Genomic DNA, 24108 nt, shown 5'->3' on the forward strand with positions numbered 1-24108 from the left:
TAGAAACCGCTCGATTCGGTTCAAGATTTTCTTGCTGTTGCTCCTGCCGCTGCTGTCGCTGAGCGCGCTGTGGGGCTTCGTGCTCAACCTGACCGTCGGCGACGGGATCGCCCTGCTGAAGGCGAACGCCCTCTACCAGACGGTGGGCGTCACCTCCACTGAGCTGGGCCTTCAGCTCCAGGCCGAGCGGACGCAGTCGTCGGTGGCGATCAGCTCCCGGGTCCTCACGAGCGGGATGGGCGACCAGCGGATCCGTACCGACCGCGCGGTCGAGGAGTTCAGGAAAGCCGCCGTCAGCGATGATTCCGGAAGCCCGGAACTGAGCAACTCGCTGGACGAGCTGCTCCGCCAGCTCGACAAGCTCCCGAGCGTCCGCTCGGGCGTCGACAGCGGGCAGCACACGCGGCTGGACGTGCTGTCGAACTACAACCAGATCCTCGACGCGGTCTTCCTGGTGTACGACCAGATGGCCGCGGTGCCCGATTTCTCGATCTTCCAGCAGGCCGCGGCCATGCAGGGGATGGGCAACGCCCACGAGATGATCGCCAGGGAGAACGCGCTGATCAGCGGGGCGCTGATCGACTACCGGCTGTCCGAGGCGGAGCGCAAGGCCTTCGGCGAGTACGTCGCCACCCGGCGCTTCCTGCACGCCCGCGGCGCCGCCTCGCTGGACTCCGAGCTGGGCGCGCAGTACCGCGACACCTTCGCCTCCGCCGCCTTCGGGAAGTTCACCGACCTGGAGAAGGCCATCGTCGGATCGACCGGCGGCCGGCTGGCCTCCGAGGCGAGCTCGTGGAAGACGACCACGAACTCGATCTCGAACTGGCTCGACCAGGTCAACCTCGCCGCCTCCAAGAAGCTGGCGGACCGGGCCCAGGACGTCGCCACCGGCGTCATGGTCCGGATCCTGATCGCCGGCGGCGTCGGCCTGATCGCGGTGGTCGCGTCGATCATCATCTCGGTCCGCTTCGGCCGCCGCCTGGCCACCGAGCTGGCCGGGCTCCGCTCGGCCGCCCTGGACCTGGCGGACGTGCGGCTCCCCCGCGTCGTGGAACGGCTGCGGCGCGGCGAGGACGTCGACGTGCGGGCCGAGGCACCGCCGATCCAGGCGGGCGGCTCGACCGAGGTGCACGACGTGGCCCACGCGTTCGGCTCGGTGCAGCGCACCGCCGTGGAGGCCGCCGTCGGCCAGGCCAACCTGCGGCGCGGCGTCAGCCAGGTCTTCGTGAACCTGGCCCGGCGCAAGCAGAGCCTGCTGCACCGCCAGCTCACCCTGCTCGACAGCATGCAGCGCCGGGCGACCGACCCCGACAGCCTTGAGGACCTGTTCCGGCTGGACCACCTGACCACCCGCATGCGGCGGCACGCCGAGGGCCTGATCATCCTGTCCGGCGCGGCGCCCGGCCGGACGTGGCGCAAGCCGGTTCCGGTGGTCGACGTGCTGCGGGCCGCGATCGCCGAGGTCGAGGACTACACCCGGGTCAGCGTGGTGCCGGTGCCCGACGTCTCGCTCGACGGGGCCGCGGTCGCCGACATCACCCACCTGGTGGCCGAGCTGATCGAGAACGCCACGATCTTCTCGCCGCCGCAGACCGCGGTGACCGTGCGCGGCGACGTGGTGGCCAACGGGTTCGCCGTCGAGGTCGAGGACCGCGGCCTGGGCCTGAGCACCGAGGAGTACACGGCGATCAACGAGCGGCTGGCCAGCCCGCCGGAGTTCGACCTGGCCGACAGCGACCGGCTCGGCCTGTTCGTGGTGGGCCAGCTCGCCTCCCGGCACGGCATCCAGGTCATCCTGCGCGGCTCGCCGTTCGGCGGCACCACGGCCATCGTCCTCATCCCCCGCTCGGTGATCGCCCAGCAGGACTCGCCGCTCGCCCTCACCGCGGAGCGGACGTCCTTCGCCGCCGAGCGCGCCACCGCGCGCCAGAAGGAAACGTTCGAGACCACTCCGCCGGGCGCGCTCGCCCCTCCGGCCAACGGCAACGGCCTCCCGCGCAGGACGAGGCAGGCCTCCCCGGCCCAGCCGGGCCACCCCCTCCAGCCGGACCAGCCCGCCGCCGCCCCGTCCCTCAGCGTGGTGACCGACCTGCCCGCCCGTACCCCGTCCCCGGACCAGGCGGGGCAGCCACCCGCGGGCTGGGAGACGGGCTGGGGCGCGGCGCGCGAGGCTCCTCCCGGCGCGCCCTCCCCGGCACCGCCGCAGAGATCGCCCCAGGAGCCTCGTGAGACCCAGGAGGCGCCTCGCGACACCCAGGCCCGGGACAAGGGCGGCAACGGCGGTCCGACGCGCCAGAAGGCCGTACAGCCCCCCACGGGGCCGGGCGGTCTGCCTCGCCGGGTCCGGCAGGCGAACCTGGCGCCTCAGCTCCGCCAGGAGTCCGAGCCGGAGCCGAGGGCGGAACCGAGCGAGGAGCGTTCGCCGGACGAGGTCCGCGCGCTGTTCTCCGCCTTCCAGGCGGGGGCGCGACGCGGACGCGAGGAACAGGACAATGACTTCGCGCACCATACGACAGGCGACAAGGGGGACAAGTGACCGGAAAATTGACCAACACCGGCGAGCTGAACTGGCTCCTCGACGACCTGACCACCAGGGTGGGCGCGGTGCGCCAGGCGGTGATCCTTTCCACCGACGGGCTGGCCGTCGGATTCTCGAAGGGACTCCTGCGCGAGGACGCCGAACATCTGTCCGCGGTCGCCGCCGGATTCCAGAGCCTGGCGCGCGGGGCGGGACGCCACTTCGGCGGTGGCGAGGTGCGCCAGACCATCGTGGAGATGGAGTCGGCGTTCCTGTTCGTCACCGCCGCGGGGCAGGGAACCTGCCTGGCCGTGCTGAGCAGTGCCGACGCCGACGTCGGCCACATCGCGTACGAGATGGCGATGCTGGTCAAGCGGGTCGGCCAGCACATCTCCACCAATCCGCGCCAGGGTCTCTCGTGAGCGAGGGAACGGGGGGCCGCGTCGTCGACGGACCGTTAGATCCCCGAGCCCGGTGCTGGAGGTCTGGATGACGAACTGGATGGACGAGGAGGCCGGACCGGTCGTCCGGCCGTACGCGCTCATCGGGGGTCGCACCCGCTCCTCCGGTGACAAGCTGGACCTGGTCGCGATGGTCACCTCGACTCGCGGCGCTCCGTCCGGGGGGTTCGTCCCAGGCCCCGAACAGGAACGCATCCTCGCCATGGTCACCACTCCGACCTCGGTCGCCGACGTCGCCTCGGACCTCAACCTGCCGCTCGGCGTGGTCAGGGTCCTTCTCGGCGACCTGCAGGACCACAAGCTCATCTCGATCGGGCGCGCCTCCGCGAGCGAGCGCATTCTCAAGGAAGTGATCAATGGACTTCGGGCCCTCTGACGAACCCGTCGCCCTCAAGATTCTCATCGCGGGTGGCTTCGGGGTTGGCAAGACCACGCTGGTGGGCGCCATCAGCGAGATCCGGCCGCTCCGCACCGAGGAGGTCCTCTCCGACCGCGGTATCGGCATCGACGACGTCGACGGCGTCGAGGGCAAGACCACCACCACGGTCGCGATGGACTTCGGCCGCATCACGATCAGGGAGGGCCTGGTCGTCTACCTGTTCGGCACGCCGGGCCAGGAGCGGTTCTGGTTCATGTGGGACGAGCTGTCCTACGGCGCGCTGGGCGCGGTGGTGCTCGCCGACACCCGGCGGCTCACCGACTGCTTCCCCTCGATCGACTACTTCGAGCAGCGCGGCACGCCGTTCATCGTGGCCGTCAACTGCTTCGACGGTGCCGAGCAGCACGATGCGGAGGACGTACGCGTCGCCCTGGACCTCGACATGGACGTTCCGGTACTGCTCTGCGACGTACGACGCCGCGTCTCGGCGAAGACGGTGCTCGTGACGCTGGTGGAGCACTCCCTGAGGGTGCTGACGGCCAGCCAGAGCTGAGAGCCGGAGGAGCGGGCCGGGGTACTCCCGGCCCCCGTCCGGGCCGGACACCGGCTCGGGGGCTACAGCGGGGAAGCGGGTACACCGGGTCGCGGGACGGCTCGGGCGCTACAGCGGGGGGCGGGCGCGCCGGCCGGTGGGTTCGCGAGCATGGGCACGGCCGGGTTCGCGAGCATGGGCACGGCGCCCTCGGCGCCTTTGCCCGCCGCCGGGATCGCGGGCGGCGTCACGGGGGTCGCGGAAGGCGTCACAGCGGGGTCGTGGGAGGCGTCACAGCGCCCGCAGGCCGCTGATCAGCTCCTTCAGGAGGCTCTCTGCGGGCATGGAGGCGGCGGGAAGCGGCGACCGCACCTGGATCAGGCCCTGGTCCAGCAGGTCGCCCAGGAGGACCTTGATCACGCCGACCGGCAGTCCCGCGTCCGAGGCGATCTCCACGATCGGGCGTGCCCGCCTGACCAGGTTGAGCAGCCGCCGGTGCTCGGAGCCCAGGTTCGCCCCGGGGCCGACCGGCGCTCCGGTCGCCACCGCCATCGCGAGCAGGTCGAACGAGGACGACGACGCCCGGGTACGCCCGCCGGTCATCGCGTAGGGGCGGACAACGGGACCGGCCTCCTCGTCGACCCACTCGACGTCGTCTTTCATTGGCCGGCCACCCGGGGTCCGGTGGCCAGGTGCTGGCCGACGCGGGTGACCAGGCGGGCCATCTCGTAGGCGATCAGGCCCACGTCGGCGGCACCGGTGGTCATGACCGACAGGCAGCTTCCCTGACCGGCGGAGGTGACGAAGAGGAACGCGGAGTCCATCTCCACCATCGTCTGACGTACGGCACCGCCGCCGAACTGCAGGCTGGTGCCCTTGGCGAGACTCTGGAAGCCGGAGGCGACCGCGGACAGGTGCTCGGCGTCCTCCTTGCTCAGCCCTCGGGACGAGGCCATCATCAGCCCGTCGTTGGACAGGATCAGCGCGTGCGAGACGTCCGCCACACTCGTGACGAAGTCATCCAGCAGCCAATACAGCTCACCCGGCACGTGGTTAAACCCCTTCCCCTCTGATGATCTCGCTGGTCGCCGGCCCCCGCCGGCTCGGTGAATCCGTTCCCGCGAATCCGCTCCCACGGGTGTCGCCGGGCCGCGCGCACGGCCGCGGGCCGGGGCGCGGCGAACCCGGTCCCGGAGATCCTCCGCGGCGCTCACGGTCCCGGCTCATCGCTTGGCACCGCCGTCCTCGTCGTCGCCGCGCCCGCGCCGCCACCCGGACTGCAGGGCGCTCATCAGCGCCCTCGCCTCCTCGGGCGAGCGTCCCCCGACCTCGGCCTCGGGCGAGCGGGGCTCCTGGGCCTGGCGCGACTCCCGGGCCTGGCGCGGCGGCGGCATGTTCGCCTGGGACGGCGGCATGTTCGCCTGCCGCACCCGGCGGGGCAGGCCGTCCCCGCCGCGCCGCAGCGGCTTCCACAGGTCCGCGGGGATCGGGACCTCACCGGAGTCGCCCGGCCGGTCCGCCCGCTCCACGACGGTCTCCGCCCGCCGCTCCGCGGACTCGGGCCGCACGCTGATGACGGTGAGCACCGGCGGCTCCATCGGCTGCTCGACGGGCTCGGGGTCTCCGAGCAGTTTCTCGGGAATGAGGACGACCACCCCGGTACCGCCGTACGGCGAGGCGCGCAGCACCACCTCGACCCCGTACCTGGCGGCCAGCAGCCCGACCACGGCGAAGCCGAGCCGGTCGGTCTCGGCCGGGTCGAACTCCGGCGGGCTGGCCAGGCGCTCGTTGATCGCGGCGCGCTTGTCGTCGGTCAGCCCGAGTCCCCTGTCCTCGATCTCGACCGCGAAGCCCCGCCCGACGAGCTCGCCCCGGACCGAGACCTGGCTGCCCGGCGGGGAGAAGACGGTGGCGTTCTCCAGGATCTCGGCGAACAGGTGCATCATGTCGGCGACGGCGTTGCCGACCAGGGTGGTGCCGCCCGTCGGGTAGATCCGCACCCGGGCGTAGTCCTCGACCTGGGCGGCGGCACCGCGCAGCACGTCCTCCATCGGCACCGACGAGCGCCACTTGCGGCCCGCCGCCCCGCCGGACAGGATCACCAGGCCCTCGGCGTGGCGGCGCATGCGGGTGGTGAGGTGGTCGAGCTTGAAGAGGTTCTCCAGCGCCGCGGGATCCTCCGCCTGCTTCTGCATGCCGTCGAGCATCTTGAGCTGGCGCTGCAGCAGCGACTGGCTCCGGCGGGCGAGGTTGCGGAAGGCCTGGGAGACGCCCTCGCGCAGCCTGGCCTGCTCCACGGCGGCGTCGACGGCGCTGCGCTGGACGCTGTTGAAGGCGTCGGCGACGTCGTGGATCTCGGCCGTGCTGCCCGACGGCCTGAGCGCGGGCGCCTCGGCCGCCACGTCCACCACGTCGCCGCGGCGCAGCTTCTCCATGACCCTCGGGAGCCGCGCCTGCGCGAGGTCGGCGGCGGCCCGCCGCACGGCGGCGAGCTCCTTGGTGATCCCGCTGCCGACCCGGTAGGAGACCAGCAGCGACGCGACGACCGCGATGAGGCCGAGCACGCCGATCACACCGGCGCGGACGAAGACGCTGACGGCCGCGGGCGCGGCCTGGTCGATGAGCGCGGGGGCGACCGCCGTCAGGGACCGCTGGTAGACGGCGTCCAGCGCGTCGCCGGCGGCGCGCCAGTCGGTGGACCGCACCTCGGCGCCGGTCAGGAGGTGGTTCTCCAGGGTGATGAAGCGGGCGTACGTCGAGGAGGCGATCATGTCCGAGAAGGGGGCGCGCAGCGTGGGATCCAGCTCGGGGAGCGCCTGTTCCATGAGGAAGATCCGGTTGGCGGAGAGCCGGGTGAACAGCCGCATCTCGCTCGGCGTCATCGCGCTCCTGAGCGCCAGCGAGCCCGCGGCGAGTGCCCGCTCGCGGCTGAGCAGGTCCATGGCGTGGTTGATCGTCGTGATGGCGCGCGACTGGCGGTAGAGCGAGAGGTCGTTGCTGAGGCTCAGGGTGTTGAAGAGCCGGCGCAGGGCGTCCGGCAGCCGGGCGAACTCCTCGGAGAGGCCCACCGGGCCGATCCGCCCGGAGTCGACCCTGGCGCGGATCGCGTCGAGCGCGCCCACCTGCCGCATCAGCTCGTCGTGGTGCGTCCTCATCTCCTCGGTCATCGCCGCCTGCGCCGCGTCCCCGGTCGTCTGCTGGCGCAGCCGGGCACGGGCCTGGTCGGTGACCGAGCGCTGCCCCACGAGGGTCTCGCGGTCCGCGTCCGAGCGGGTGGCCAGGTACTCGGCCGACAGGAGGTGCTCGCGCTGGACCGCGGTGCCCAGGTCTCCCGCGGGCTTGGCGACGGTGTCGTAGAGCGTGCCGACGGAGAGCAGGCTCATCGAGTCGCCGACCGTCACGACCGTCGCGAAACCCCACAGTGCGACCAGTGAGGCGAGCGGGATGACCAGCAGCACCGAGACCTTGAAGCGGATGGACCTGCTCGCTGCCATGTCACCTCAACGGCTCGCTCTCGGAGCGCCGGGGGAGCCCCGGACGATCTCTAGATCGCCGACGAGAATAGCACTGGCGGCTCCTGTTATTTGTAGCCTATTTGTGACATGTCATGAAAGAGTTTTCAAAAGTGAGTCCGTCAGCCGAGAGCGGCGCGTGATGCGGGAGCGGTTCCCCGCGTCCAGGTCAGTCGCGCGAGCCTGACGGCCAGCACTCCGACCAGCGCGACCTCGGTGCCGAGCAGGGTCCACTCGACGAGACCGGCGAGCACCCCGTCCCCGGGAAGCGTCGCGTAGGTGAGCGCCAGCAGCCCGAAACCCCCGGCCAGCGTGAGCCACTCCAGCGGCCTGGCCACCGGCCGCCACCGCTCGTCCTCGCCGAACCGCGCCACCGTCAGGCCGCCCGCCGCGGGCACCGCGGCCAGCACGGCGAGCGACACGTAGCGGTACGTCTGGGAGATCAGGTCCGTCCCCGTACCGGGAAGAGCCGCGGGCACCACCGCGAGCACGATGAGCCCCACGCCCCAGGCCAGCATCAGCCGCTCGGCCAGGACCCCCACCGGCGCCCCCACGGCCCGCAGCCCGGCGACCACCGCGAAGGCCGCGATCCCGAGCGCCGCCATCGCGAGCCCGGTGGCTCCGGTGCGGTCCAGCGCGGCGTACTCACTGATCGTCAGATCGAGCGGGTTCGCGTAGGGAACCGGGTCGGCCTGTCCGGCGGCCGCGGCCGCGACGGCCACGACGAGGCCGGTACATGCGATCAGGGGGTAGAGCCTCTTCGACGCGAGCATGCGCTAAGACTGTCCGCCAGAGGATGTTTCAGACATCCGGCGGCACCCCTGATCCAACCCTGAGCCACCCCTGAGACGACCTGCCCCGGCGCGCGCCCCGGCGGGAGCGCGCGCCGGGGCGGCCGCGGCTCAGCGGAGGCCGCGGACCTCGGCGTAGCGGGCCCTGACCTCCGGTGCGGGATCGGCCTCGTAGTGCTCGGCCTTGCCCGCCTCCCACTCCGGGGGCTCGGCGTCGCCGCCGAGCAGCCAGGCCGCCTGCCTCGCCGCCCCGTCGGCGACGTACTCGCCGGCCTCGGGAACGACCACCGGCCGCCCGAAGACCGCGGGGGCGATCCGCCGTACGGCCTCCGACCTGGCGCCTCCCCCGATGAGCAGCACCCTGGCCGGGTCGAGCCCGAGCGCGTCGAAGGCGTCGGCGAGGTGGCAGAGCATGCCCTCCACCGCCGCCCTGGCGAGGTGCGCCGGGGTGGAGGTGGCGAGCGTCAGCCCGTGCAGCGAGCCCGTGGCGGTGGGCAGGTTCGGGGTGCGCTCGCCCTCCAGGTACGGGACGTGGACGAGCCCTCCGGCCCCCGAGGGCGCCTGCAGGGCCAGCCTGCCGAGCTCGTCGAGACCGACCCCGAGCACCCGCGCGGCGGCGTCGAGCACCCTGGCCGCGTTGAGCGTGGCCACCAGCGGGAGGAACCGTCCCGTGGCGTCCGCGAACCCGGCCACGGAACCGGTCGGGTCCGCACTCGGGCCGGCGGCGACCGCGAAGGCCGTCCCCGACGTCCCGATCGACACGACCACGTCCCCGGGCAGGGCGCCGACCCCGAGGGCCGCCGCCATGTTGTCGCCCGTGCCCGGCGCGAGCCGCACCGCGCCCGCGCCGGAGACGCCGGCTGCGGGCCGCACCTCGCCCGCGGAGTCGCGGGGACCCAGCACCTCGGGGAGCCCGGGTACGGCGCCGAAGGCCGCCTGAAGGAGGTCGGTCCGGTAGGCCCCGGTCGCGGGCGACCAGTACCCGGTGCCCGACGCGTCGCCCCTGTCGGTGACGAACTCCCCGCCCAGCCGCCAGGTGAGCCAGTCGTGCGGCAGGCACACCCTCGCCGTGCGGCGGGCGGAGTCGGGTTCGTGCTCCGCGAGCCAGCGGAGCTTGGTCACCGTGAACGACGCGACCGGCACGCTGCCGACCGCCTCGGCCCAGACCTCGGGACCGCCCAGTTCCTTCACCAGGTCGGCGGCGGCTCCGGCGGAACGGGTGTCGTTCCACAGCAGCGCCTTCCTGACGACGTCGCCGGACTCGTCCAGGCAGACCATGCCGTGCTGCTGCGCTCCGACGCTCATCGCCTCGACGCCGTCCAGCCCGCCCGCCTGCGCGATCGCCTCCTGCAGCGCGTCCCACCAGGCTCCGGGGTCGACCTCGGTGCCCTCGGGGTGGGTGGCGCGCCCCTGGCGGACCAGGGCGCCCGTGCGGGCGTCCCTGATCACCACCTTGCAGCTCTGGGTCGACGAGTCGACCCCGGCCACCAGCGTCATCCGCGGACTCCGAGGAGGTAGTCCATGGCGAGCTGGTTGAGGCGCGTGAAGTGGAAGCCGCGCGCGGCCACCGCGTCGAGGTCGAACTCGTCGCGGTTCAGGTCGGCGATCGTCTCGCCGGGGGCCAGCGTGGGCTCGGAGAGCTCGGCGACCTTGCTCGCGGCGAGCGCCTCGGCGACCTCGGGGTCCGCGCGGAACGCCGCGACCTTCTCCTTCAGGATCAGGTACGTGCGCATGTTGGCCGCGGCCGAGACCCAGACGTCCTCGGAGTCCTCGGTGCGCAGCGGCTTGTAGTCGAAGTGCCTGGGGCCGTCGTAGCCGCCGTTCTCCAGCAGGTCGACCAGGAAGAAGGCGTTCTTCACGTCGCCGTGGCCGAAGATCAGGTCCTGGTCGTAGCGGGGGCCGTGCTGGCCGTTCAGGTCGATGTGGAAGAGCTTGCCGTGCCAGAGCGCCTGCGCGATGCCGTGCGCGAAGTTGAGCCCGGCCATCTCCTCGTGGCCCACCTCGGGGTTGAGGCCGACGCGGTCGGAGTGCTCCAGCTCGTTGATGAACGCGAGCGCGTGGCCGATGGTCGGGAGAAGGATGTCGCCCCGGGGCTCGTTCGGCTTGGGCTCGATGGCGAACCTGATGTCGTAGCCCTGCTCGATCACGTACGAGGTGAGCAGGTCCATGCCCTCCTTGTAGCGGCTGAGCGCGGCCCTGATGTCCTTGGCGGCCCCGGACTCCGCCCCCTCGCGCCCGCCCCAGCAGACATAGGTGGTCGCGCCGAGCTCGGCGGCCAGGTCCACGTTGCGGATGACCTTGCGCAGCGCGTAGCGGCGGACGTCGCGGTCGTTGCTGGTGAAGCCGCCGTCCTTGAAGACGGGGTGGGTGAACAGGTTCGTGGTCGCCATCGGGACCTTGAGCCCGGTCTCGGCCAGCGCCTTCTTGAAGTTGGCGATGGCCCTGTCACGGTCGGGCTCGACGGCGAGCAGGTCGTCGTCGTGGAAGGTGACGCCGTACGCGCCGAGTTCCGCGAGCCGGTGGACGCTCTCCACCGGGTCCAGCGGGGCCCGTGAGGCGTCCCCGAAGGGGTCGCGGGCCTGCCAGCCGACGGTCCACAACCCGAAAGTGAAACGGTCTTCGGGCTTGGGGGTGTAGGCGCTCATCTGCGTTCCTCCGATTTAATCCACTTTATGGACTTAATATGGATCGAGGTGGTGGGATCGTCAAGAGGTGGGTGTTCCATGACACAGGCCGTACGCCACAATTCGATGCGCGCCCGCAACCTCGGCGTGGTCCTCGGCGAGGTCCGCAGGAGCGGCCCGGTCACCCGGGCGGCGCTGGCCGAGATCACCGGACTGACCAAGACGACGGTGTCGAAGATGGTCGGCGACCTGATCGAGGCGGGCATGGTCACCGAGTCGGGCGCGCTCAGGGACGGCGAGCGGGGGCGGCCCGGCACGGCCGTCGCGCTCAGCGGGCGGCGGGTCGCCGCGCTCGGCCTGGAGATCAACGTCGACTACCTGTCCGCCTGCGTGGTCGACCTCACCCTGGCGGTGCGGCTCAGATATACACAGGCTGTGGACAACCGTACGTCCTCCCCTGTGGAAACCCTGTCCCACCTGGAAGAACTTGCCCACAGGGCTGTGGACGAAGCGCGCGGGGAGGGCCTCTCCGTCGCCGGATCGACCCTCGCGGTGCCCGGCCCCGTGGACGGCGGGCTGGTCCACACGGCCCCCAACCTCGGCTGGCACGACGTCCGCGTCTCCGACCTGCTGGGCTTCCCCGTCGAGGTGGACAACGAGGCCAACCTCGCGGCCCTGGGCGAGCTCTGGTTCGGCTCCGTGCCCGGCGACTTCCTGCACGTGTCGGGGGAGATCGGCATCGGCGCGGGCCTGGTGGTCGGCGGCGCCCTGTTCCGCGGCGCGCGCGGCCTCGCCGGGGAGCTGGGACACGTGGTCGTCTCCCCCGACGGCCCGGCCTGCCGCTGCGGCGGCCGGGGCTGCCTGGAGCAGTACGCCGGGCAGGACGCGCTCCTGAGGGCCGCCGGACTCGCCGGGGTTCCCGACGGGGTGGCCACGCTGCTCGCACGCCTCCACGCGGGCGAGCGGGACTCGCTGGAGGCCTGCGAGCGCGCCGGTCAGGCACTCGGCGTCGCCCTCACCTCCGCGGTGCACCTGATGGACCCGGGGACCATCGTGCTGGGCGGGGTCTTCGCCCCGCTGTTCCCGTGGATCCGGGGTCCGGCGCACGAGACGATGGCCTCCCGGCTGGGCGTGATGCGCCGGGCCGTCCCCGAACTGACCGTCTCGCGGCTCGGCGGCGACGCCGCGACCCTGGGCGCCGCCGGGCAGGTCATCCACCGGGTCATCGCCGACCCCTGGAGCCACCTGTCCACGGCACGGACCTGACCGCGACACCGCGCGCCACGGTAGGCCCGGCCTTCCAGCCGGGAAGGTCCGCCGCCGTCCCATGGCCGGCTTCACGCGCCCGGCGAGATCAGGTGGCCGGAAGGTGGTCCAGGTGGATGACGGACCGCCACACGTGCTGCGCCCAGGACAGGTCCTGCGGGTCGTCGTGGAAGCAGGCCAGGGCGACGGCCTCATCGTGGTGGATCACGAAGCCGTACAGCTCGTGTTTTGGCTGCTCAGGCCCGGTGGAGGTCAGCCAGAAGGCGTGCCGCAGACCGCCCTGGTGGTGCTCGGTCAGCTGATGGGCCGCGTCGGTGACGGGGGCACCCTCGGTCAGCGAGGCCAGAAACTCATCCGGCGTCCCCGGGCCTGAAGCGGTCCGCAGGTCGGCGTATACGGTCCGGCCTGGACCGGCGAACTGCGAGATTCCCTCGACGACGCGTGCCGCCATCCCCGCGCTGCGTTCAATGCTCCAGTGGTCGTTCAGCCAGGTCCTGACCGGTACGGGGAGCGCGTGGCCGAAATGGCTCAGCACCTCGTCCCGGTCCCAGTCTGCGCGTAGAACCCGGCTGAGCAGAGGGTGAGAGCTGGCGTCCACGTAGGGGATCTCGTCGACGTCGCGGACAACGACCGTGAGATCGGCGCCCATCACGTCCTGGCCCCAGGGCTCGATGGCGTTGGCCAAGGTGCCGCTGAAGACCAGGCCGGCGTACGCGGGTTCGTCCCACAGCGAGTGGGCGCGTTCCAGATCGTCCTCACTGATCCGTATCCAGGTGCCCAGCATCAACGTCACCCCACCTGACAGCCGCACCGGCAGCAGGCACCTGGCGAAGCATCCGTGACCGTCCACACGTAGCAGGCCGGGGTTCACCGGGTGTCGCGCGGTCTCCGCGACCTCCAGGGCGACGTCGGGCAGCCCGAACCGCACGTCGATCTGGTCAGTGCCGGACAACTGCGTGCCGCAGCAGGAACACGTCACAACGGCGTCTGTGATCATGATGGGGAAGCATATCCAGTGCGGTGACGAGGTCCGTCGGAGCCGGTCGCGTCGTGGGAAGGCCTGCGCTGCGGGATCGGTGGAACCACGAGGCGCGGGGACGGCGGCACAGGAGAGGGGATCGCCATCCGCCGCGCTGCTCAGGGAGGGGCCACCGGTTCGACGTAATGCTTTCCGAGTCGTGCGGCGATGCGGTGCGCGGCCTGTGACACGTCGTCCGCGGGAGCGTGGTCGGCGGGTTCCTCCAGGCAGGTGGTGCCCCAGCAGAAGAACATGCCTGCGGAGTCGGCCCACACGGTCAGTTCGGCGCTGATCACCAGGCGAGGTTGGCCCTGGTCGTAGGAGATCTCCGGGTAGATCCGGTGGGTGTGCAGTTCGGTACGCAGGTGCTTGAGCGCGGAGATGGCACCGGGATGCCAGGTGGCCGCGTTCAATTGGTCATCTGCCGGGGTGCCATGGGACGGGATCACGACTGACTCCTTGATGAGTGCGTGCCGCCGCACCGGTCGGGCGGCTCGGGCCGCGTCGGCGTCAGCGCGGGTCGACATGCTCGGCCAGAATCACGTCGGCCAGGAGAGGCGACCCTGCTCGCAGTACGTCGGCGGCGTCCCTGGCCCGCAGGACGGCGTGGTGCTCGGCGAGCTGTTCGGCCGCTGCGAGCAGTGTCAGGGCGGAGCTGAGCAGCGGACTGCCCACGTCGCTGAGCTCGGGGCCGGTCCACCAGAACCTCTCGCCGTCGGTGTAGGCCAGCAGCCCGTAGTGGACGGACACGATGGCATTGCCGGAGACGAGTTCGTGGACGTCCGCGTCGATGTGGTGAACCTCGGCCAGTGCGGCGGCCAAATCCTCGGCGTGCCGCACGGCGGCAGTTACCGAGACAGCGGATCCAACGCCGCACCCGCACCTGTCGCCTCGCTTCGGGGTCGTGCTCATGCCGCGATCTCCTGCCGGTGCGGGTTGTGGCGCCAGGAGGGCGGGGTGTCCGGTGAACGATCCGGGCCGGGAACGACAGCGAGCCCCGGCCGGGAAGTCTGATGAATCCGTTGGGTCCGATACTGGTCGCGGGGGCCTGATATGTCCGACAGGACGTTAAATGTCAGCTGAGTGGCCGGTTCTCCGGGCCGCGTGTGTCGCGTCCAGCCTCCCCCGTCCCGGGGTGGATGTTCGGCACGGGCCGCGTTCCGAGGCGGATGTCCAGTTGCACGGGCCGCGATCAGGGCTCGCCGCCGGGTGAGTGGATCCCGGGCGAGCGCCAGACGGGTCGCGCGCTCCTCGCGGGGCTCGACCGGCCAGTACGGGCGGCCCATGCCGGGCGTTTCCGGGCGCCGCCCGTCCGTACGCCCGGCGGGCCGGGTGCGGGCCGACGCCGTCTCGTCCTCGGCCTGGCGAGACGCGGGCACGACCGGAACGGGCCGCGTGGTGACCTCGTGAGCGGGCTGAAAGGTCGGCAGGCCACGGCCAAGGCCGGCCCGGCGGCGCGCCTTCAGGCGGGCGCTCATCAGCTCGCCGGACGGCTGCGCGTACTCGTGGTCGGCGGCCCGGCCGGGGCAGCCGTGCGCGTAGGGGGCGTGCCCGCAGTCGGCACAGCCCATAGGCAGCGGCGGGCTTTCGGCGAAACAGCCGCAGCCGCTCGCCACGGTCCGGTCGAGAACCGGAGCACTAGGGTTGTTCACGGGTCAGGACTCTCTTCCTGATCAAGGACCTGTCCGGACGTCGCAAGCGCCGGGCGGGTCCGTTTTTGTTTGAGGGCCGCACCTTTAGTGAAGTCGCGCGTATCCCGTAGCGGGAGACGGAGAGTGGCGGAGAATGACCCGGAGACTTAAAGTCTCCGGGTGCTCCGGTCAGGTGGTGCAGCAATGATTCCGAAAAAACGCCCAGCATGGGCCGTACGGCTACAGAACCAGCGTGAAGCACAGCACTGGAACAAGTACGAAATGGCACGCCAGCTCATCCGCGCCGCCGGCCACAACCACGGATCCGTCGACTCTCTGACCAGGCAGATTCGCGACTGGGAGAAAGGAAAGCATTTTCCCCGCGATTGGACCACTGCCTACGCAACAGCCTTCGGCATCTCCGAAAACGAACTCTTCGCCGCAGAGGAGCAGGATCGGTGCGGCAACTCGGAGATCGATCTCAGCACGATCGCCATCACTCCCTATCCACCTCACCAGGGTCCTGTAGCTCCGGAGCTCGTCATGTACTTCCTCGAACAGCTTCCCGGCCACTACAAAGCTGACATGTGGCTCGGCCCTCGCCATCTCATCCCAACCGTCACGACTCAGGCGCAGCTCATCAAGGAACTCGTCCATGCGGCTGACGCGCCTGTTCGACGCGGCCTATTGGGTGCCGGCGTCGCGTACACAGCACTCCTCGGCTGGCTGCACCAAGATGCCGGTGACATCAACCGTTCAGAGGGCTGGCGATCCATCGCACTGGACATGGCCCATCGATCTCAAGACCCACAACTCATCAGCTACGCCCTCACCAACAAAGCCATGCTCGCCATTGACGTGGGCGACGGGCGCACCGTCGTCGACTACGCCGAAGCCGCCCTGGATGATGAGAGCAAGTTGTGCCCGAAGGTACGGATACTTGCACTGGTCCACCAAGCACACGGTCAGTCGATGATGCCGGTCAAAAACAAGGAACTGGTCGACCGGCTGCTGGATCGAGCGGCTGACCTCGTGGATCAGGTCGACGACGAACACCCCTGGGGCAACGCCTGCCGTCGCACCCTTAAATACATCGACGTCCAGCGAGCGACCGCCTATCTCCGGCTGGGCCTCTACTGGGAGGCCACTGCACTCTGGGATGGGATTCTCGGCAACGCGCCAGAGACGGCGCGGCGCGACAACGGGATGTTCTGGATGCGTCAGGCAAGCGCTCTGGCAGCGGTTCCCGAACCGGAACGCGTTGTCCAAATCGTGTCGGCCACCGCGGCGATCGTTGAGGAGACGGGATCCGCCCGGCTGCGTCAGGAACTGAAGGAAATTCCTCGTCGCGCGACCGCGTGGGCGAACACCTCGTACGGCAGGGAACTGGGTGAGATCCTTTCCCAGTTCAACTGACTGCGACGACACGGAGATGCCGATGTCCCCTCAGCCGTTGTCCGAGGAGCAGATCGTCGCCCATCTGGCCGAGCTGCCAGGGTGGGAGCGCGAGGGGCAGACCATAACGCGGACGTTCAAGCACACCTACCACGAGTGCGTGCACCTGGCCGTGTATGTCGCGGCCAAGGCCCGTGAGGTCGGCCATCACCCTGACATGCACATCACCTGGCAGCGGATCCGGTTCGCGATCACCACTCACGACGCCGGAGACCGTCTCACGGCCAAGGACTTCGAACTCGCCCGCCACATCGACGCGATCGCCACCGGCCACGACGCCGAAGCGGTCTGAACGCACATCTGGAGCCACCTGGCCACGGCACGGGCCCGGCCGCGATGGCCGAACGGCCGATGGGCGTCGCGCCGATGTCGCCATTCGGACGATCTTCCTCGCGGCCCGTGTTCCTACGCTTCCAACTGACCTGGAGGACGACGTACGGAGCAGAGATGACCGCAGTACTCGCCGGTGTGATGATCGCCGTGGTGATCGGTTCGGGGGGCGCGCAGCCGGTGGTGACCGACGGGGCCGGAGCCTCGTTGCAGGCCGGGGTGGACGCCGTTCACCGGGCCGGCGCGGTCGGGGTGCTCGCCGAGGTACGGGACGGGAGCGGCCGGGCGGCGGCCCGGAACGGGGTCGCCGAACTGAAGGGCCGGACGCCCGTGCCGTGGGGCGGCTACTTCCGCATCGGCAGCACCACCAAGACCTTCACCGCGGTGGTCCTGCTGCAACTGGTCGGCGAGGGCAGGCTCAAGCTGACCGACACGGTGGAGCACTGGCTGCCCGGTGTGGTCGGCGGCAACGGGAACGACGGCCGCCGGATCACCGTCAAGAACCTGCTGCGCCACACGAGCGGCCTCAACGACTGGAACGGCGAGGTGCCGATCGCCAAGGACCCCACCCCGCAGAGGTATCTCGCGGAACGGTTCCGTCTCTACCGGCCGGAGCGGCAGGTGGAGCTCGCGACGCGCAAGCCGCCCATGTGGACACCCGACCCCGGCGACCCCGCCGGGGAGAGGCGGTGGGCCTACTCCAACACCAACTACACGCTGGCGGGCATGATCGTCGAGAAGGTGACGGGCAACCCACTGGAGCACGAGGTGCACGAGCGGATCATCGCGCCCCTGGGACTGCGGCACACCACGACCGGCGCCACGGCCTACGTGCCGTACCCCCACGCCCGCGCCTACCTGCAGTTCCCCGGTCGCACCGACCTGACCGACACCACGGTCATGGCCGACGGCGGCTCCGGGGACGGGGGCATGATCAGCACGACGGGTGACGTGACGACGTTCTTCCGCGCCCTGCTCGCCGGACGGCTGCTGCGCCCGTCGGAGCTGGCCGAGATGAAGGACACCGTTGCGGCCGAGGACTACGACGGGACGCCCGGCACGCGGTACGGGCTCGGACTGGCCTGGCGCCCGGTCCCGGGTTGCGCGGGCGGCGTCTGGAGCCACCACGGCAACTCCCCCGGCATGGGCTCGCGCAACGGCGTGACCGGCGACGGCCGTACGGCGATCGCGATGTTCGTCTCCACGCAGCGGACCGACGAACGACAGCTCCGGCAGGACACGGCCGCTCGCGAGCTGATCGACGACACGCTGTGCGGCGCGGGCTCCTGACCCGCGACGTCACGAGGGGGTCGAGGGGTCCGGGGTGGGGAGAACGGCGGCGCAGATCTCGGCCAGCTGGCGGAGTTGGTCGGGGGTCAGGCGGTCGAACAGGGTCTGCCGTACCGCCTCGACGTGGCCGGGGGCGGCGGCGGTGAGGACCGCGAGGCCCTGGTCGGTGAGGACCGCCCAGCTCACGCGCCTGTCCGCGGCGCACGGCTCGCGCCGCACCCAGCCGCGCTCCTCCAGCCGCTTCACCGCGTGCGACAGGCGGCTCTGCGAGGAGTTGACCTCCGCCGCCAGCTCGCTCATCCGCATCGTGCGCCCGGGCGCCTCGGAGAGCTTCACCAGCATGGCGTAGTAGGCGTGCGGCATGCCGGAGTCCCGCTGCAGCTGCCGGTCCAGCTCCTCCTGGACGAGCTGCGAGACGGCCAGGAACGCCCGCCAGGTGCGCTGCTCGTCATCGTCCAGCCATCGCGTCACGCGCTCAGCTTACTTGAACTATCAACTAAACGAGGGTAATCTACTTGAGAGTTCAAGTTTTAGGAGGAACGATGCCGGTCCAGCGGCTCAACCACGCCGTTCTCTTCGTGCGCGACGTGGAGCGCAGCGTCGCCTTCTACCGGGAGGCACTCGGCTTCAGGATGGTCATGGGCATGCCGGGCGCCGCGTTCCTCCAGGCCTCGGGGTCCAGCAACGACCACGACCTGGGCCTCTTCGAGATCGGCGCGCAGGCGGGTCCCTCGGAGGCCGGGCGCTCGGCCGTCGGCCTCTACCACCTGGCCTGGGAGGTCGACACCCTCCAGGAACTGGAGCGGATCGCCCTCAAACTCGGCGAGCTCGACGCCCTCGTCGGCGCCTCCGACCACTCCACCACCAAGGCCCTGTACGCCAAGGACCCCGACGGGCTGGAGTTCGAGGTCTCCTGGCTGGTCCCCGCCGACCTGCTCACCGAGGAGGTGCTGAACGGGCGCTCCGGCATCAAGCCCCTCGACATCGCCAGGGAGAAGGAGCGGTACGGCGCCGAGACCCGCGGCGGCCTCGGGGTCTCGATCCCCGTCTGATCATTCCGGGCGTCCGGCCCGTCCGGTCCCCCGCGCCCCGGCGCTACGCGGCGGGCGACCGGCCGTACGGGCACCGAGGCGGGGAGGAGGGGGGTGATCCGGCGAAGGCCTCCCCAGCCCTTCGCCGGATCACGGCCTCCACCGACGTGCCCGCACAGCTCGCCGATACTCCCCTTTTCGCGGTTTTTACCTATCCATAAATCGCCTCGCGGCGCGTCGGGACCTGCCGAACCGGCATCAGAGCCTGCCGGACCAGTGCGTCAGAGCCTGCCGAACCAGTCGCGTACGGCGTCGATCCCGCCGGTCCCGAGGGCGACCATCAGCGCGCACCGCGCCTTCGAGGGCGCCAGCCCCCGGGCCCCGATCGCACCGACACTCGCGGAGAGCCCCGCGCCGAAGCGCATCCCGTCGAGCGGGGCCGCGCCGGTACGGCACCTCGACGCGACCACCACCGGGATCCCCCACTCCGTCAGCTCGGCGATCGCCACGAAGAGCCCGACCGGCACGTTGCCCATGCCGGTCGCCTCCAGCACGACGCCCTGGGCCCCGGCGTCCACGACGGCGGTGAGCAGCACGGGTTCGATCCCCGGATAGGTCTTGATCAGAGCGACGTCCGACGCCGGCTCCCCCCCGAACGCGGGCGGCCGGGGTGGCGGGGCGGACATCGTCTCGACCCGGCCGCCGGTCACCCGGCCCAGCACGGCGAAGGGGGCCGACGAGAACGCCGCGACGCTCGTGGCGTCGACCTTGGCGACCCAGCGGGCCGCGTGGACCTCGTCGTTGACGCACACGACGGCCCCGGCACCGCGCAGCGCGCCGTCGGCGGCCACCACGAGCGAGGAGGCGAGGTTGCGCGGGCCGTCCGAGGACAGCTCGTCCATGGAGCGGACCGCGCCGGTCAGCACGATGGTGCCGCGCTCCGCCGCCCGTCCCGCGAGGAGGTCCACGAGGTACGCCGTCTCCTCGATCGTGTCGGTGCCGTGAGTGATCACGACGCCGTCGAATCCGCGGTCCAGGATGGCCGAGCGCGCCCTGCGAGCCAGTTCCAGCATGGTCGAGGGCGACATGTCCCAGCTGGGCTCCGCCATCACGTCCTCGGCCACCACGTCCACCGCGTCCGCCGCGATCGTGCCGGGCGGGAGCGCCCTCAGGAGTTCGGCCCCCGACGCGACTCCCGGGCGGCCCGGGGCGTAGGAGTGGGCGATGGCGTCACCGGTCGCCAGCAGCAGCACGCGTTTCAAGGAGACGCTCCCTTCCGTCGGCCGCTTTCAGGCCTCCCTCTATTTATAACCCATGACTAACCCCATTGGGGTTATCTATAGATCGAAGCGGACCGGAGCGGGCCGAGGCGGCCTCCTGTCAGGAGCAGCCTTCGATCAGGAACAGCCTCGGTCAGGAGCGCCGGCGCCGTTCGCGAGCCGGGGGACGTGACAGCTCTCCGGCGAGCCCGGCTCCGGGGTCGGCGAGCCCGTCGCTCCTGAACAGCGCGTGGGCCGCCTCCCGCGTCCCGTCGTCCCGCCGCGCCCTGGCCACGAACTCCTCGGGTGTCCGCCCGAACAGGCGCCGCAGCTTCGCGGAGCGGGCCAGCAGGTGCCCGATCAGCTCCGGCTGGGGAGCGAGCCGCAGCGGCTCGCCCTCCTCGTCCACCAGGCATCCGTGCCTGCCCGCGTAGACGTGGCACGACGGAAGGGCCTCCCCCGAGGAGAGGCTCACCGGGAAGGAGCTCGGGGGCAGCGGGAGCCGGAGGTAGTTCGGCTCGGTCGCGTCCAGCGCGGCGAGCTGGGCGTCGTCCACCCACACGACGAACAGGAGCGACGCCCCCGCCACCCTGACGGGCGCGGCGGGCAGGTAGGCGTTCCGGCTGACGTGCGCCGACACCCCCGGGGCGACGCCGTGCGCGATGGCCGGGGTCAGCGGGACGACGGGCCGGATCCCGGCAGTGGTGAACTTGCGGTGCAGCTGGCCCGGCGCGGCGTTGGACCCCACCGCGACCACCGGGTGGCGGGACTCCATCGGGCCGGCGCCGAGGCTCGCCAGGTGGTCGGCGAGCCGCACGACCCGGCTTCCGGACCGGACCCGCCGGTCACCGAGGGCACCGGCCTCCTCGGACATCGGCAGGAAACGGCCGTCGGCCAGCAGACCGGCTCCCGAGGGGAGGCGGCCCGGGTAGGTCAGGGGCTCGGACATCGGGTCGTCGGCGAGAAGCCGGGAAGGATCGGCGGCGCCGGGGAGGCCGGGAAGTACGGGGATCATGAGTGGACCTGGAACTGCGGAGGGGACGGGGGCACGGGGGAGGCCGGAGGGCGAGGCCCGGCCGGAGGGAGGCCGGTCCGTCACCCCTCCCGCGCCATGCCGTCAGGCATACTCGCGGGGCCCATCCTTCAAGGTTAGGTGAAGCCGACAAATGATGTCTTTACCCTCCAGAGAGGGCGAACCGTACGACCGTGACGCCAGGGGTGCCCCGTGAAGAGAACCCCGGCCCGGCGGTGAAGGTGGGGTTTGCCCCACCTTTTTCCGGGATACCTCGCCCCTGTGCCCCGGCCGCGGCGGTCCCTACGGTGGTCGTATGACCGGCATCGAGATGACCACCCCCTGGGAGAGGATCAGCGCCCACTGGTCCGCGCGGGCCTGGCTCCGCACCGCGCACCTGGTGACGGGCGTGCCGATCGCCCTGCTGGGCACGGCGGTGATCTCGGCGCTGGTGATGGCGTCGTTGCTGCTGATGTGGACCGTGGTGGTCCCGGTGATCGCGCTGCTGCTGTTCTTCGTGGTCGTCCGGCTGCTCACCCTGGTGCAGCGGTCCCGGTTCGCCGCCTTCCTCGACGTCGACATCCCGCCGGTCGCGCGCCGCCCCATGAGCATGAACCCGTTCAGGCGGCTGCTCCAGGAGGCCAGGACGCGGAGCACCTGGCGCCGGCTCGGGTACCACCTGCTGGCCCCGCTGATCAGCGGCATCGGCGCCGTCTCGGTCGTCGGGGCGTGGGCGGGCGGCCTGGTGACCGCCGCGCTCGCCGTGCGGTACTGGGCGATGGAGGAGACCTGGCCGAGCATGGCGTTCGTCCTCGTCTCGGGGACCCTGTTCGTCGCGGCCCCCTGGGTCGCCCGCGGGTTCGCCGTACTGGACGTGATCGCCGCCGAGGCCCTGCTCGGCCCCAGCCTGAGCGACCAGCTGGTCCAGCGGGTCGAGACGTTGCGGGAGAGCCGCGCCGAGGTGGTCGACGCCGCGGACGCCGAGCGCCGCCGCATCGAGCGGGATCTGCACGACGGCACCCAGCAGCGGCTGGTGTCGCTGGCGATGAACCTGGGCATGGCCCGCGCCACCCTCACCGACCTGCCGGAACCCGCCCGCGAGGTGATCGTGCAGGCACACGAGGAGGCGAAGCAGGCCCTGAAGGAGCTGCGCGACTTCGTCCGGGGGCTGCACCCGGCCGTCCTCAACGACCAGGGCCTGGACGCGGCCCTGTCCGGCCTGGCCGCGCGGGCGCCGTTCCCCGTACGGCTGAGCGTCGACATCTTCGAACGGGTCTCCCCCACGGTCGAGGCGGTGGCGTTCTTCGTCGTGTCCGAGGCGCTGACCAACATCACCAAGCACGCGGGGGCGTCCGGCGCCGAGGTCGTCGTCGACCGCCTCGGCGACCGCCTCCACGTGGCCGTCAGCGACGACGGCCGCGGCGGCGCGGACCCGGACCGGGGGACCGGCCTGCGCGGCCTGTCCCGCCGGGTCGGCTCCGTGGACGGCATCCTGTACGTCGACAGCCCGCTCGGCGGGCCGACGACGATCAGAGTGGAGCTGCCGTGCGCGTAGTGCTCGCCGAGGACTCCGTACTCCTGCGAGAGGGACTCGTCCGCCTGCTCGGCTCGGCGGGCATCGAGGTCGTGGCCGCCGTGTCCGACGCGGAGGGGCTGCTGCGCGCCGTGGACGAGCACGTCCCCGACCTCGTCGTCACCGACGTGCGGATGCCCCCCTCGCACACCGACGAGGGCCTGCGCGCGGCGCTCGTCCTGCGCCGCCAGCGGCCGGCGCTCGCGATCCTCGTGCTCTCCCAGTACGTCGAGGAGCGCTACGCCACCCAGCTGCTGTCCACCGCCACCAGCGGGATCGGCTACCTGCTCAAGGACCGGGTGGCCGACGTCGAGGAGTTCCTCGACGCGCTGCGCCGGATCGCCGCCGGAGGCACCGCCCTGGATCCCGAGGTGGTCGCCCAGCTGCTGCTGCGCCGGCACAGCGACCCGCTGGACCGGCTGACCCGCCGGGAACACGAGGTGCTCGCGCTGATCGCGGAGGGCCGCTCCAACACCGGGATCGCCGAGGCCCTGGTGGTGTCCGAGAGCGCGGTCGGCAAACACATCAACAACATCTTCACCAAGCTCGACCTCTCCGGCGCCGACAAGGACCACCGCCGGGTGCTCGCCGTCCTGCGATTCCTGAAGGTTTGAGAGAGCATGCCGACACGAAACAACGCCCGCACCGCCTGGCTGATCACCGGTGGGACGCTCACCACGCTCACCGTGGCCTTCACCGCCCTGGCGGCGTGGGCCGAGATCATGACGGTCCCCCCGACCTCCGAGATCATGACGCAGTCCTGGGCGCTCACCTCGCCGAAGATCGTCGTGGAGGCCGCCGGCCACGTCAACATCTCGGTCGTGCCGGGCGCGGCGAAGCGGCTGGGCCTGGAAAGGACGCTCTTCTGGACCCGGGACCGGCCCGTGGTCACCGAGGAGTGGGACGGGCGGACACTCGAAATCGACGTCCGCTGCCCCGGCGGCGAACCTCCCGGCGGCCCCGCCTGCCAGGCCGACTACGTCCTGAGCGTGCCCGCGGCCACCGGCGTCGAGGCGGCGTCCCGTCGCTTCGGAAACGTTTCGGTGAGCGGGATCCACGGCGACCTGCGCCTCTCCACCGCCGTGGGCGACGTGGTCGCGGACGGCACGAGGGGCGCGCTGCTGGTGCGGGCGCAGACGGGGAACGTGATCGGCACCGGCCTCGGGTCCGCCGGGGCCGACGTCGAGACCGGTACGGGAAACGTCGACCTGAGGTTCGCGGTCCCGCCGGGCGACGTCAGCGCCGTGGTGAGGGCGTCCGGGGACGTGAAGGTCAGGGTGCCGGACGGCGAGGAGTACAAGGAGGGCTACGACGTGCGGACCAACACCGGGAACGCGACCGTCGACGTGCGGCGCGACCCGGCCGCCCCACGGCGGATCACCGCCCTGACCGGGGCGGGCGAGCTGAGCGTCCTCCCGTCCTGATC

At 71.4% G+C, this 24108-nt stretch carries 24 protein-coding genes; 12 read left to right on the top strand and 12 right to left on the bottom strand.

Translation table 11 applies throughout. The features are described from left to right. The first annotated feature begins 31 nt into the window (after window positions 1–31). The 4 genes from AB0G15_RS03100 to AB0G15_RS03115 all read left to right on the top strand — a co-directional run bounded on the left by AB0G15_RS03100 (window position 32) and on the right by AB0G15_RS03115 (window position 3911). Window positions 32–2536 carry a nitrate- and nitrite sensing domain-containing protein gene (locus AB0G15_RS03100; RefSeq protein ID WP_362834780.1) on the top strand — a complete coding sequence of 835 codons (2505 nt, stop codon included), beginning with the start codon at window positions 32–34 and terminating at the stop codon, window positions 2534–2536. Continuing rightward, window positions 2533–2940 (top strand): roadblock/LC7 domain-containing protein, encoded by a 408-nt coding sequence (locus AB0G15_RS03105; protein WP_362689696.1) that lies wholly within the window; start codon window positions 2533–2535, stop codon window positions 2938–2940. Before AB0G15_RS03100 ends, AB0G15_RS03105 begins: the two co-directional genes overlap by 4 nt. Before the next feature lie 67 nt (window positions 2941–3007). Further along, complete coding sequence (locus tag AB0G15_RS03110; protein ID WP_362689693.1) at window positions 3008–3355, top strand: DUF742 domain-containing protein; 348 nt, start codon at window positions 3008–3010, stop codon at window positions 3353–3355. Then, window positions 3336–3911 carry an ATP/GTP-binding protein gene (locus AB0G15_RS03115; protein ID WP_362834782.1) on the top strand — a complete coding sequence of 192 codons (576 nt, stop codon included), beginning with the start codon at window positions 3336–3338 and terminating at the stop codon, window positions 3909–3911. Before AB0G15_RS03110 ends, AB0G15_RS03115 begins: the two co-directional genes overlap by 20 nt. Before the next feature lie 270 nt (window positions 3912–4181). Here the strand turns inward: AB0G15_RS03115 and AB0G15_RS03120 are convergent, their stop codons facing one another. The 6 genes from AB0G15_RS03120 to xylA form a co-directional block, all read right to left on the bottom strand. Further along, window positions 4182–4553 (bottom strand): DUF742 domain-containing protein, encoded by a 372-nt coding sequence (locus AB0G15_RS03120; RefSeq protein WP_362689686.1) that lies wholly within the window; start codon window positions 4551–4553, stop codon window positions 4182–4184. Next, window positions 4550–4939, bottom strand: coding sequence for a roadblock/LC7 domain-containing protein (locus AB0G15_RS03125; RefSeq protein WP_344745811.1), 390 nt, complete (start codon window positions 4937–4939; stop codon window positions 4550–4552). The genes AB0G15_RS03120 and AB0G15_RS03125 overlap by 4 nt, the downstream gene beginning before the upstream one ends. A gap of 174 nt (window positions 4940–5113) precedes the next feature. Further along, window positions 5114–7384: an ATP-binding protein gene (locus AB0G15_RS03130; RefSeq protein WP_362834784.1), complete on the bottom strand. Its 2271-nt coding sequence runs from the start codon at window positions 7382–7384 to the stop codon at window positions 5114–5116. Between the two features lie 140 nt (window positions 7385–7524). Continuing rightward, complete coding sequence (locus AB0G15_RS03135; RefSeq protein WP_362834786.1) at window positions 7525–8175, bottom strand: DUF998 domain-containing protein; 651 nt, start codon at window positions 8173–8175, stop codon at window positions 7525–7527. 129 nt (window positions 8176–8304) lie between these two features. Further along, window positions 8305–9690, bottom strand: coding sequence for a xylulokinase (gene xylB, locus AB0G15_RS03140; protein ID WP_362834788.1), 1386 nt, complete (start codon window positions 9688–9690; stop codon window positions 8305–8307). Further along, on the bottom strand, window positions 9687–10838 hold the full coding sequence (xylA, locus tag AB0G15_RS03145; protein WP_362834790.1) for a xylose isomerase: 1152 nt from the start codon (window positions 10836–10838) through the stop codon (window positions 9687–9689). The genes xylB and xylA overlap by 4 nt, the downstream gene beginning before the upstream one ends. Window positions 10839–10916: 78 nt before the next feature. On the opposite strand from xylA, the gene AB0G15_RS03150 reads away from it, so the two are divergent. Beyond that, the gene (locus AB0G15_RS03150; RefSeq protein ID WP_362834792.1) at window positions 10917–12083 is read left to right on the top strand and encodes an ROK family transcriptional regulator; all 1167 of its coding nucleotides are present in this window, start codon (window positions 10917–10919) and stop codon (window positions 12081–12083) included. Window positions 12084–12171: 88 nt separating this feature from the next. Here the strand turns inward: AB0G15_RS03150 and AB0G15_RS03155 are convergent, their stop codons facing one another. The 3 genes from AB0G15_RS03155 to AB0G15_RS03165 all read right to left on the bottom strand — a co-directional run bounded on the left by AB0G15_RS03155 (window position 12172) and on the right by AB0G15_RS03165 (window position 14013). Next, window positions 12172–13080 carry a DUF2199 domain-containing protein gene (locus tag AB0G15_RS03155; RefSeq protein ID WP_362834794.1) on the bottom strand — a complete coding sequence of 303 codons (909 nt, stop codon included), beginning with the start codon at window positions 13078–13080 and terminating at the stop codon, window positions 12172–12174. A 140-nt stretch (window positions 13081–13220) separates the two neighbouring features. Next, on the bottom strand, window positions 13221–13550 hold the full coding sequence (locus AB0G15_RS03160; protein WP_362834796.1) for a hypothetical protein: 330 nt from the start codon (window positions 13548–13550) through the stop codon (window positions 13221–13223). A gap of 61 nt (window positions 13551–13611) precedes the next feature. Further along, window positions 13612–14013: a hypothetical protein gene (locus tag AB0G15_RS03165; RefSeq protein WP_362834798.1), complete on the bottom strand. Its 402-nt coding sequence runs from the start codon at window positions 14011–14013 to the stop codon at window positions 13612–13614. A 923-nt stretch (window positions 14014–14936) separates the two neighbouring features. Here AB0G15_RS03165 and AB0G15_RS03170 point away from each other — a divergent pair. The 3 genes from AB0G15_RS03170 to AB0G15_RS03180 all read left to right on the top strand — a co-directional run bounded on the left by AB0G15_RS03170 (window position 14937) and on the right by AB0G15_RS03180 (window position 17807). Further along, window positions 14937–16148, top strand: a complete 1212-nt coding sequence (locus tag AB0G15_RS03170) for a hypothetical protein (RefSeq protein WP_362834800.1) — start codon at window positions 14937–14939, stop codon at window positions 16146–16148. Between the two features lie 22 nt (window positions 16149–16170). Then, window positions 16171–16479 (top strand): 4a-hydroxytetrahydrobiopterin dehydratase, encoded by a 309-nt coding sequence (locus AB0G15_RS03175; protein ID WP_362834802.1) that lies wholly within the window; start codon window positions 16171–16173, stop codon window positions 16477–16479. A 155-nt stretch (window positions 16480–16634) separates the two neighbouring features. Further along, complete coding sequence (locus tag AB0G15_RS03180; protein WP_362834804.1) at window positions 16635–17807, top strand: serine hydrolase domain-containing protein; 1173 nt, start codon at window positions 16635–16637, stop codon at window positions 17805–17807. Between the two features lie 9 nt (window positions 17808–17816). On the opposite strand, the gene AB0G15_RS03185 is transcribed toward AB0G15_RS03180, so the two are convergent. Continuing rightward, window positions 17817–18278 carry a MarR family transcriptional regulator gene (locus tag AB0G15_RS03185; RefSeq protein ID WP_362834806.1) on the bottom strand — a complete coding sequence of 154 codons (462 nt, stop codon included), beginning with the start codon at window positions 18276–18278 and terminating at the stop codon, window positions 17817–17819. A 71-nt stretch (window positions 18279–18349) separates the two neighbouring features. On the opposite strand from AB0G15_RS03185, the gene AB0G15_RS03190 reads away from it, so the two are divergent. Then, complete coding sequence (locus AB0G15_RS03190; protein ID WP_362834808.1) at window positions 18350–18859, top strand: VOC family protein; 510 nt, start codon at window positions 18350–18352, stop codon at window positions 18857–18859. Between the two features lie 260 nt (window positions 18860–19119). Here AB0G15_RS03190 and AB0G15_RS03195 read toward each other — a convergent pair whose 3' ends face one another. Both AB0G15_RS03195 and AB0G15_RS03200 read right to left on the bottom strand, forming a co-directional pair. Further along, window positions 19120–20091 carry an asparaginase gene (locus AB0G15_RS03195; protein ID WP_362834834.1) on the bottom strand — a complete coding sequence of 324 codons (972 nt, stop codon included), beginning with the start codon at window positions 20089–20091 and terminating at the stop codon, window positions 19120–19122. Window positions 20092–20251: 160 nt separating this feature from the next. Next, on the bottom strand, window positions 20252–21112 hold the full coding sequence (locus AB0G15_RS03200) for a hypothetical protein (protein ID WP_362834810.1): 861 nt from the start codon (window positions 21110–21112) through the stop codon (window positions 20252–20254). A gap of 313 nt (window positions 21113–21425) precedes the next feature. Here AB0G15_RS03200 and AB0G15_RS03205 point away from each other — a divergent pair, with 313 nt between their 5' ends. From AB0G15_RS03205 to AB0G15_RS03215, 3 genes are read left to right on the top strand one after another with little or no spacing between them, the layout of a single operon-like run. Beyond that, window positions 21426–22664 carry a histidine kinase gene (locus AB0G15_RS03205; RefSeq protein ID WP_362834812.1) on the top strand — a complete coding sequence of 413 codons (1239 nt, stop codon included), beginning with the start codon at window positions 21426–21428 and terminating at the stop codon, window positions 22662–22664. Continuing rightward, the gene (locus AB0G15_RS03210; RefSeq protein ID WP_362834814.1) at window positions 22655–23296 is read left to right on the top strand and encodes a response regulator transcription factor; all 642 of its coding nucleotides are present in this window, start codon (window positions 22655–22657) and stop codon (window positions 23294–23296) included. Before AB0G15_RS03205 ends, AB0G15_RS03210 begins: the two co-directional genes overlap by 10 nt. Window positions 23297–23302: 6 nt before the next feature. Beyond that, complete coding sequence (locus AB0G15_RS03215; protein WP_362834816.1) at window positions 23303–24106, top strand: hypothetical protein; 804 nt, start codon at window positions 23303–23305, stop codon at window positions 24104–24106. Window positions 24107–24108 lie beyond the last annotated feature (2 nt).

The sequence above is a fragment of the Streptosporangium sp. NPDC023825 genome (genome assembly GCF_040639575.1).
Taxonomy (GTDB): domain Bacteria; phylum Actinomycetota; class Actinomycetes; order Streptosporangiales; family Streptosporangiaceae; genus Streptosporangium.

Bases quoted from the DNA above. Each gene is read 5' to 3' on its own strand.
- AB0G15_RS03155 (WP_362834794.1), bottom strand. From the start codon at position 13,080: ATGATCACAGACGCCGTTGTGACGTGTTCCTGCTGCGGCACGCAGTTG.
- AB0G15_RS03110 (WP_362689693.1), top strand. From the start codon at position 3,008: ATGACGAACTGGATGGACGAGGAGGCCGGACCGGTCGTCCGGCCGTAC.
- AB0G15_RS03215 (WP_362834816.1), top strand. From the start codon at position 23,303: ATGCCGACACGAAACAACGCCCGCACCGCCTGGCTGATCACCGGTGGG.
- AB0G15_RS03180 (WP_362834804.1), top strand. From the start codon at position 16,635: ATGACCGCAGTACTCGCCGGTGTGATGATCGCCGTGGTGATCGGTTCG.
- AB0G15_RS03120 (WP_362689686.1), bottom strand. From the start codon at position 4,553: ATGAAAGACGACGTCGAGTGGGTCGACGAGGAGGCCGGTCCCGTTGTC.
- AB0G15_RS03190 (WP_362834808.1), top strand. From the start codon at position 18,350: ATGCCGGTCCAGCGGCTCAACCACGCCGTTCTCTTCGTGCGCGACGTG.
- AB0G15_RS03205 (WP_362834812.1), top strand. From the start codon at position 21,426: ATGACCGGCATCGAGATGACCACCCCCTGGGAGAGGATCAGCGCCCAC.
- AB0G15_RS03200 (WP_362834810.1), bottom strand. From the start codon at position 21,112: ATGATCCCCGTACTTCCCGGCCTCCCCGGCGCCGCCGATCCTTCCCGG.
- AB0G15_RS03130 (WP_362834784.1), bottom strand. From the start codon at position 7,384: ATGGCAGCGAGCAGGTCCATCCGCTTCAAGGTCTCGGTGCTGCTGGTC.
- xylA (WP_362834790.1), bottom strand. From the start codon at position 10,838: ATGAGCGCCTACACCCCCAAGCCCGAAGACCGTTTCACTTTCGGGTTG.
- xylB (WP_362834788.1), bottom strand. From the start codon at position 9,690: ATGACGCTGGTGGCCGGGGTCGACTCGTCGACCCAGAGCTGCAAGGTG.
- AB0G15_RS03115 (WP_362834782.1), top strand. From the start codon at position 3,336: ATGGACTTCGGGCCCTCTGACGAACCCGTCGCCCTCAAGATTCTCATC.
- AB0G15_RS03170 (WP_362834800.1), top strand. From the start codon at position 14,937: ATGATTCCGAAAAAACGCCCAGCATGGGCCGTACGGCTACAGAACCAG.
- AB0G15_RS03135 (WP_362834786.1), bottom strand. From the start codon at position 8,175: ATGCTCGCGTCGAAGAGGCTCTACCCCCTGATCGCATGTACCGGCCTC.
- AB0G15_RS03165 (WP_362834798.1), bottom strand. From the start codon at position 14,013: ATGAGCACGACCCCGAAGCGAGGCGACAGGTGCGGGTGCGGCGTTGGA.
- AB0G15_RS03175 (WP_362834802.1), top strand. From the start codon at position 16,171: ATGTCCCCTCAGCCGTTGTCCGAGGAGCAGATCGTCGCCCATCTGGCC.
- AB0G15_RS03150 (WP_362834792.1), top strand. From the start codon at position 10,917: ATGACACAGGCCGTACGCCACAATTCGATGCGCGCCCGCAACCTCGGC.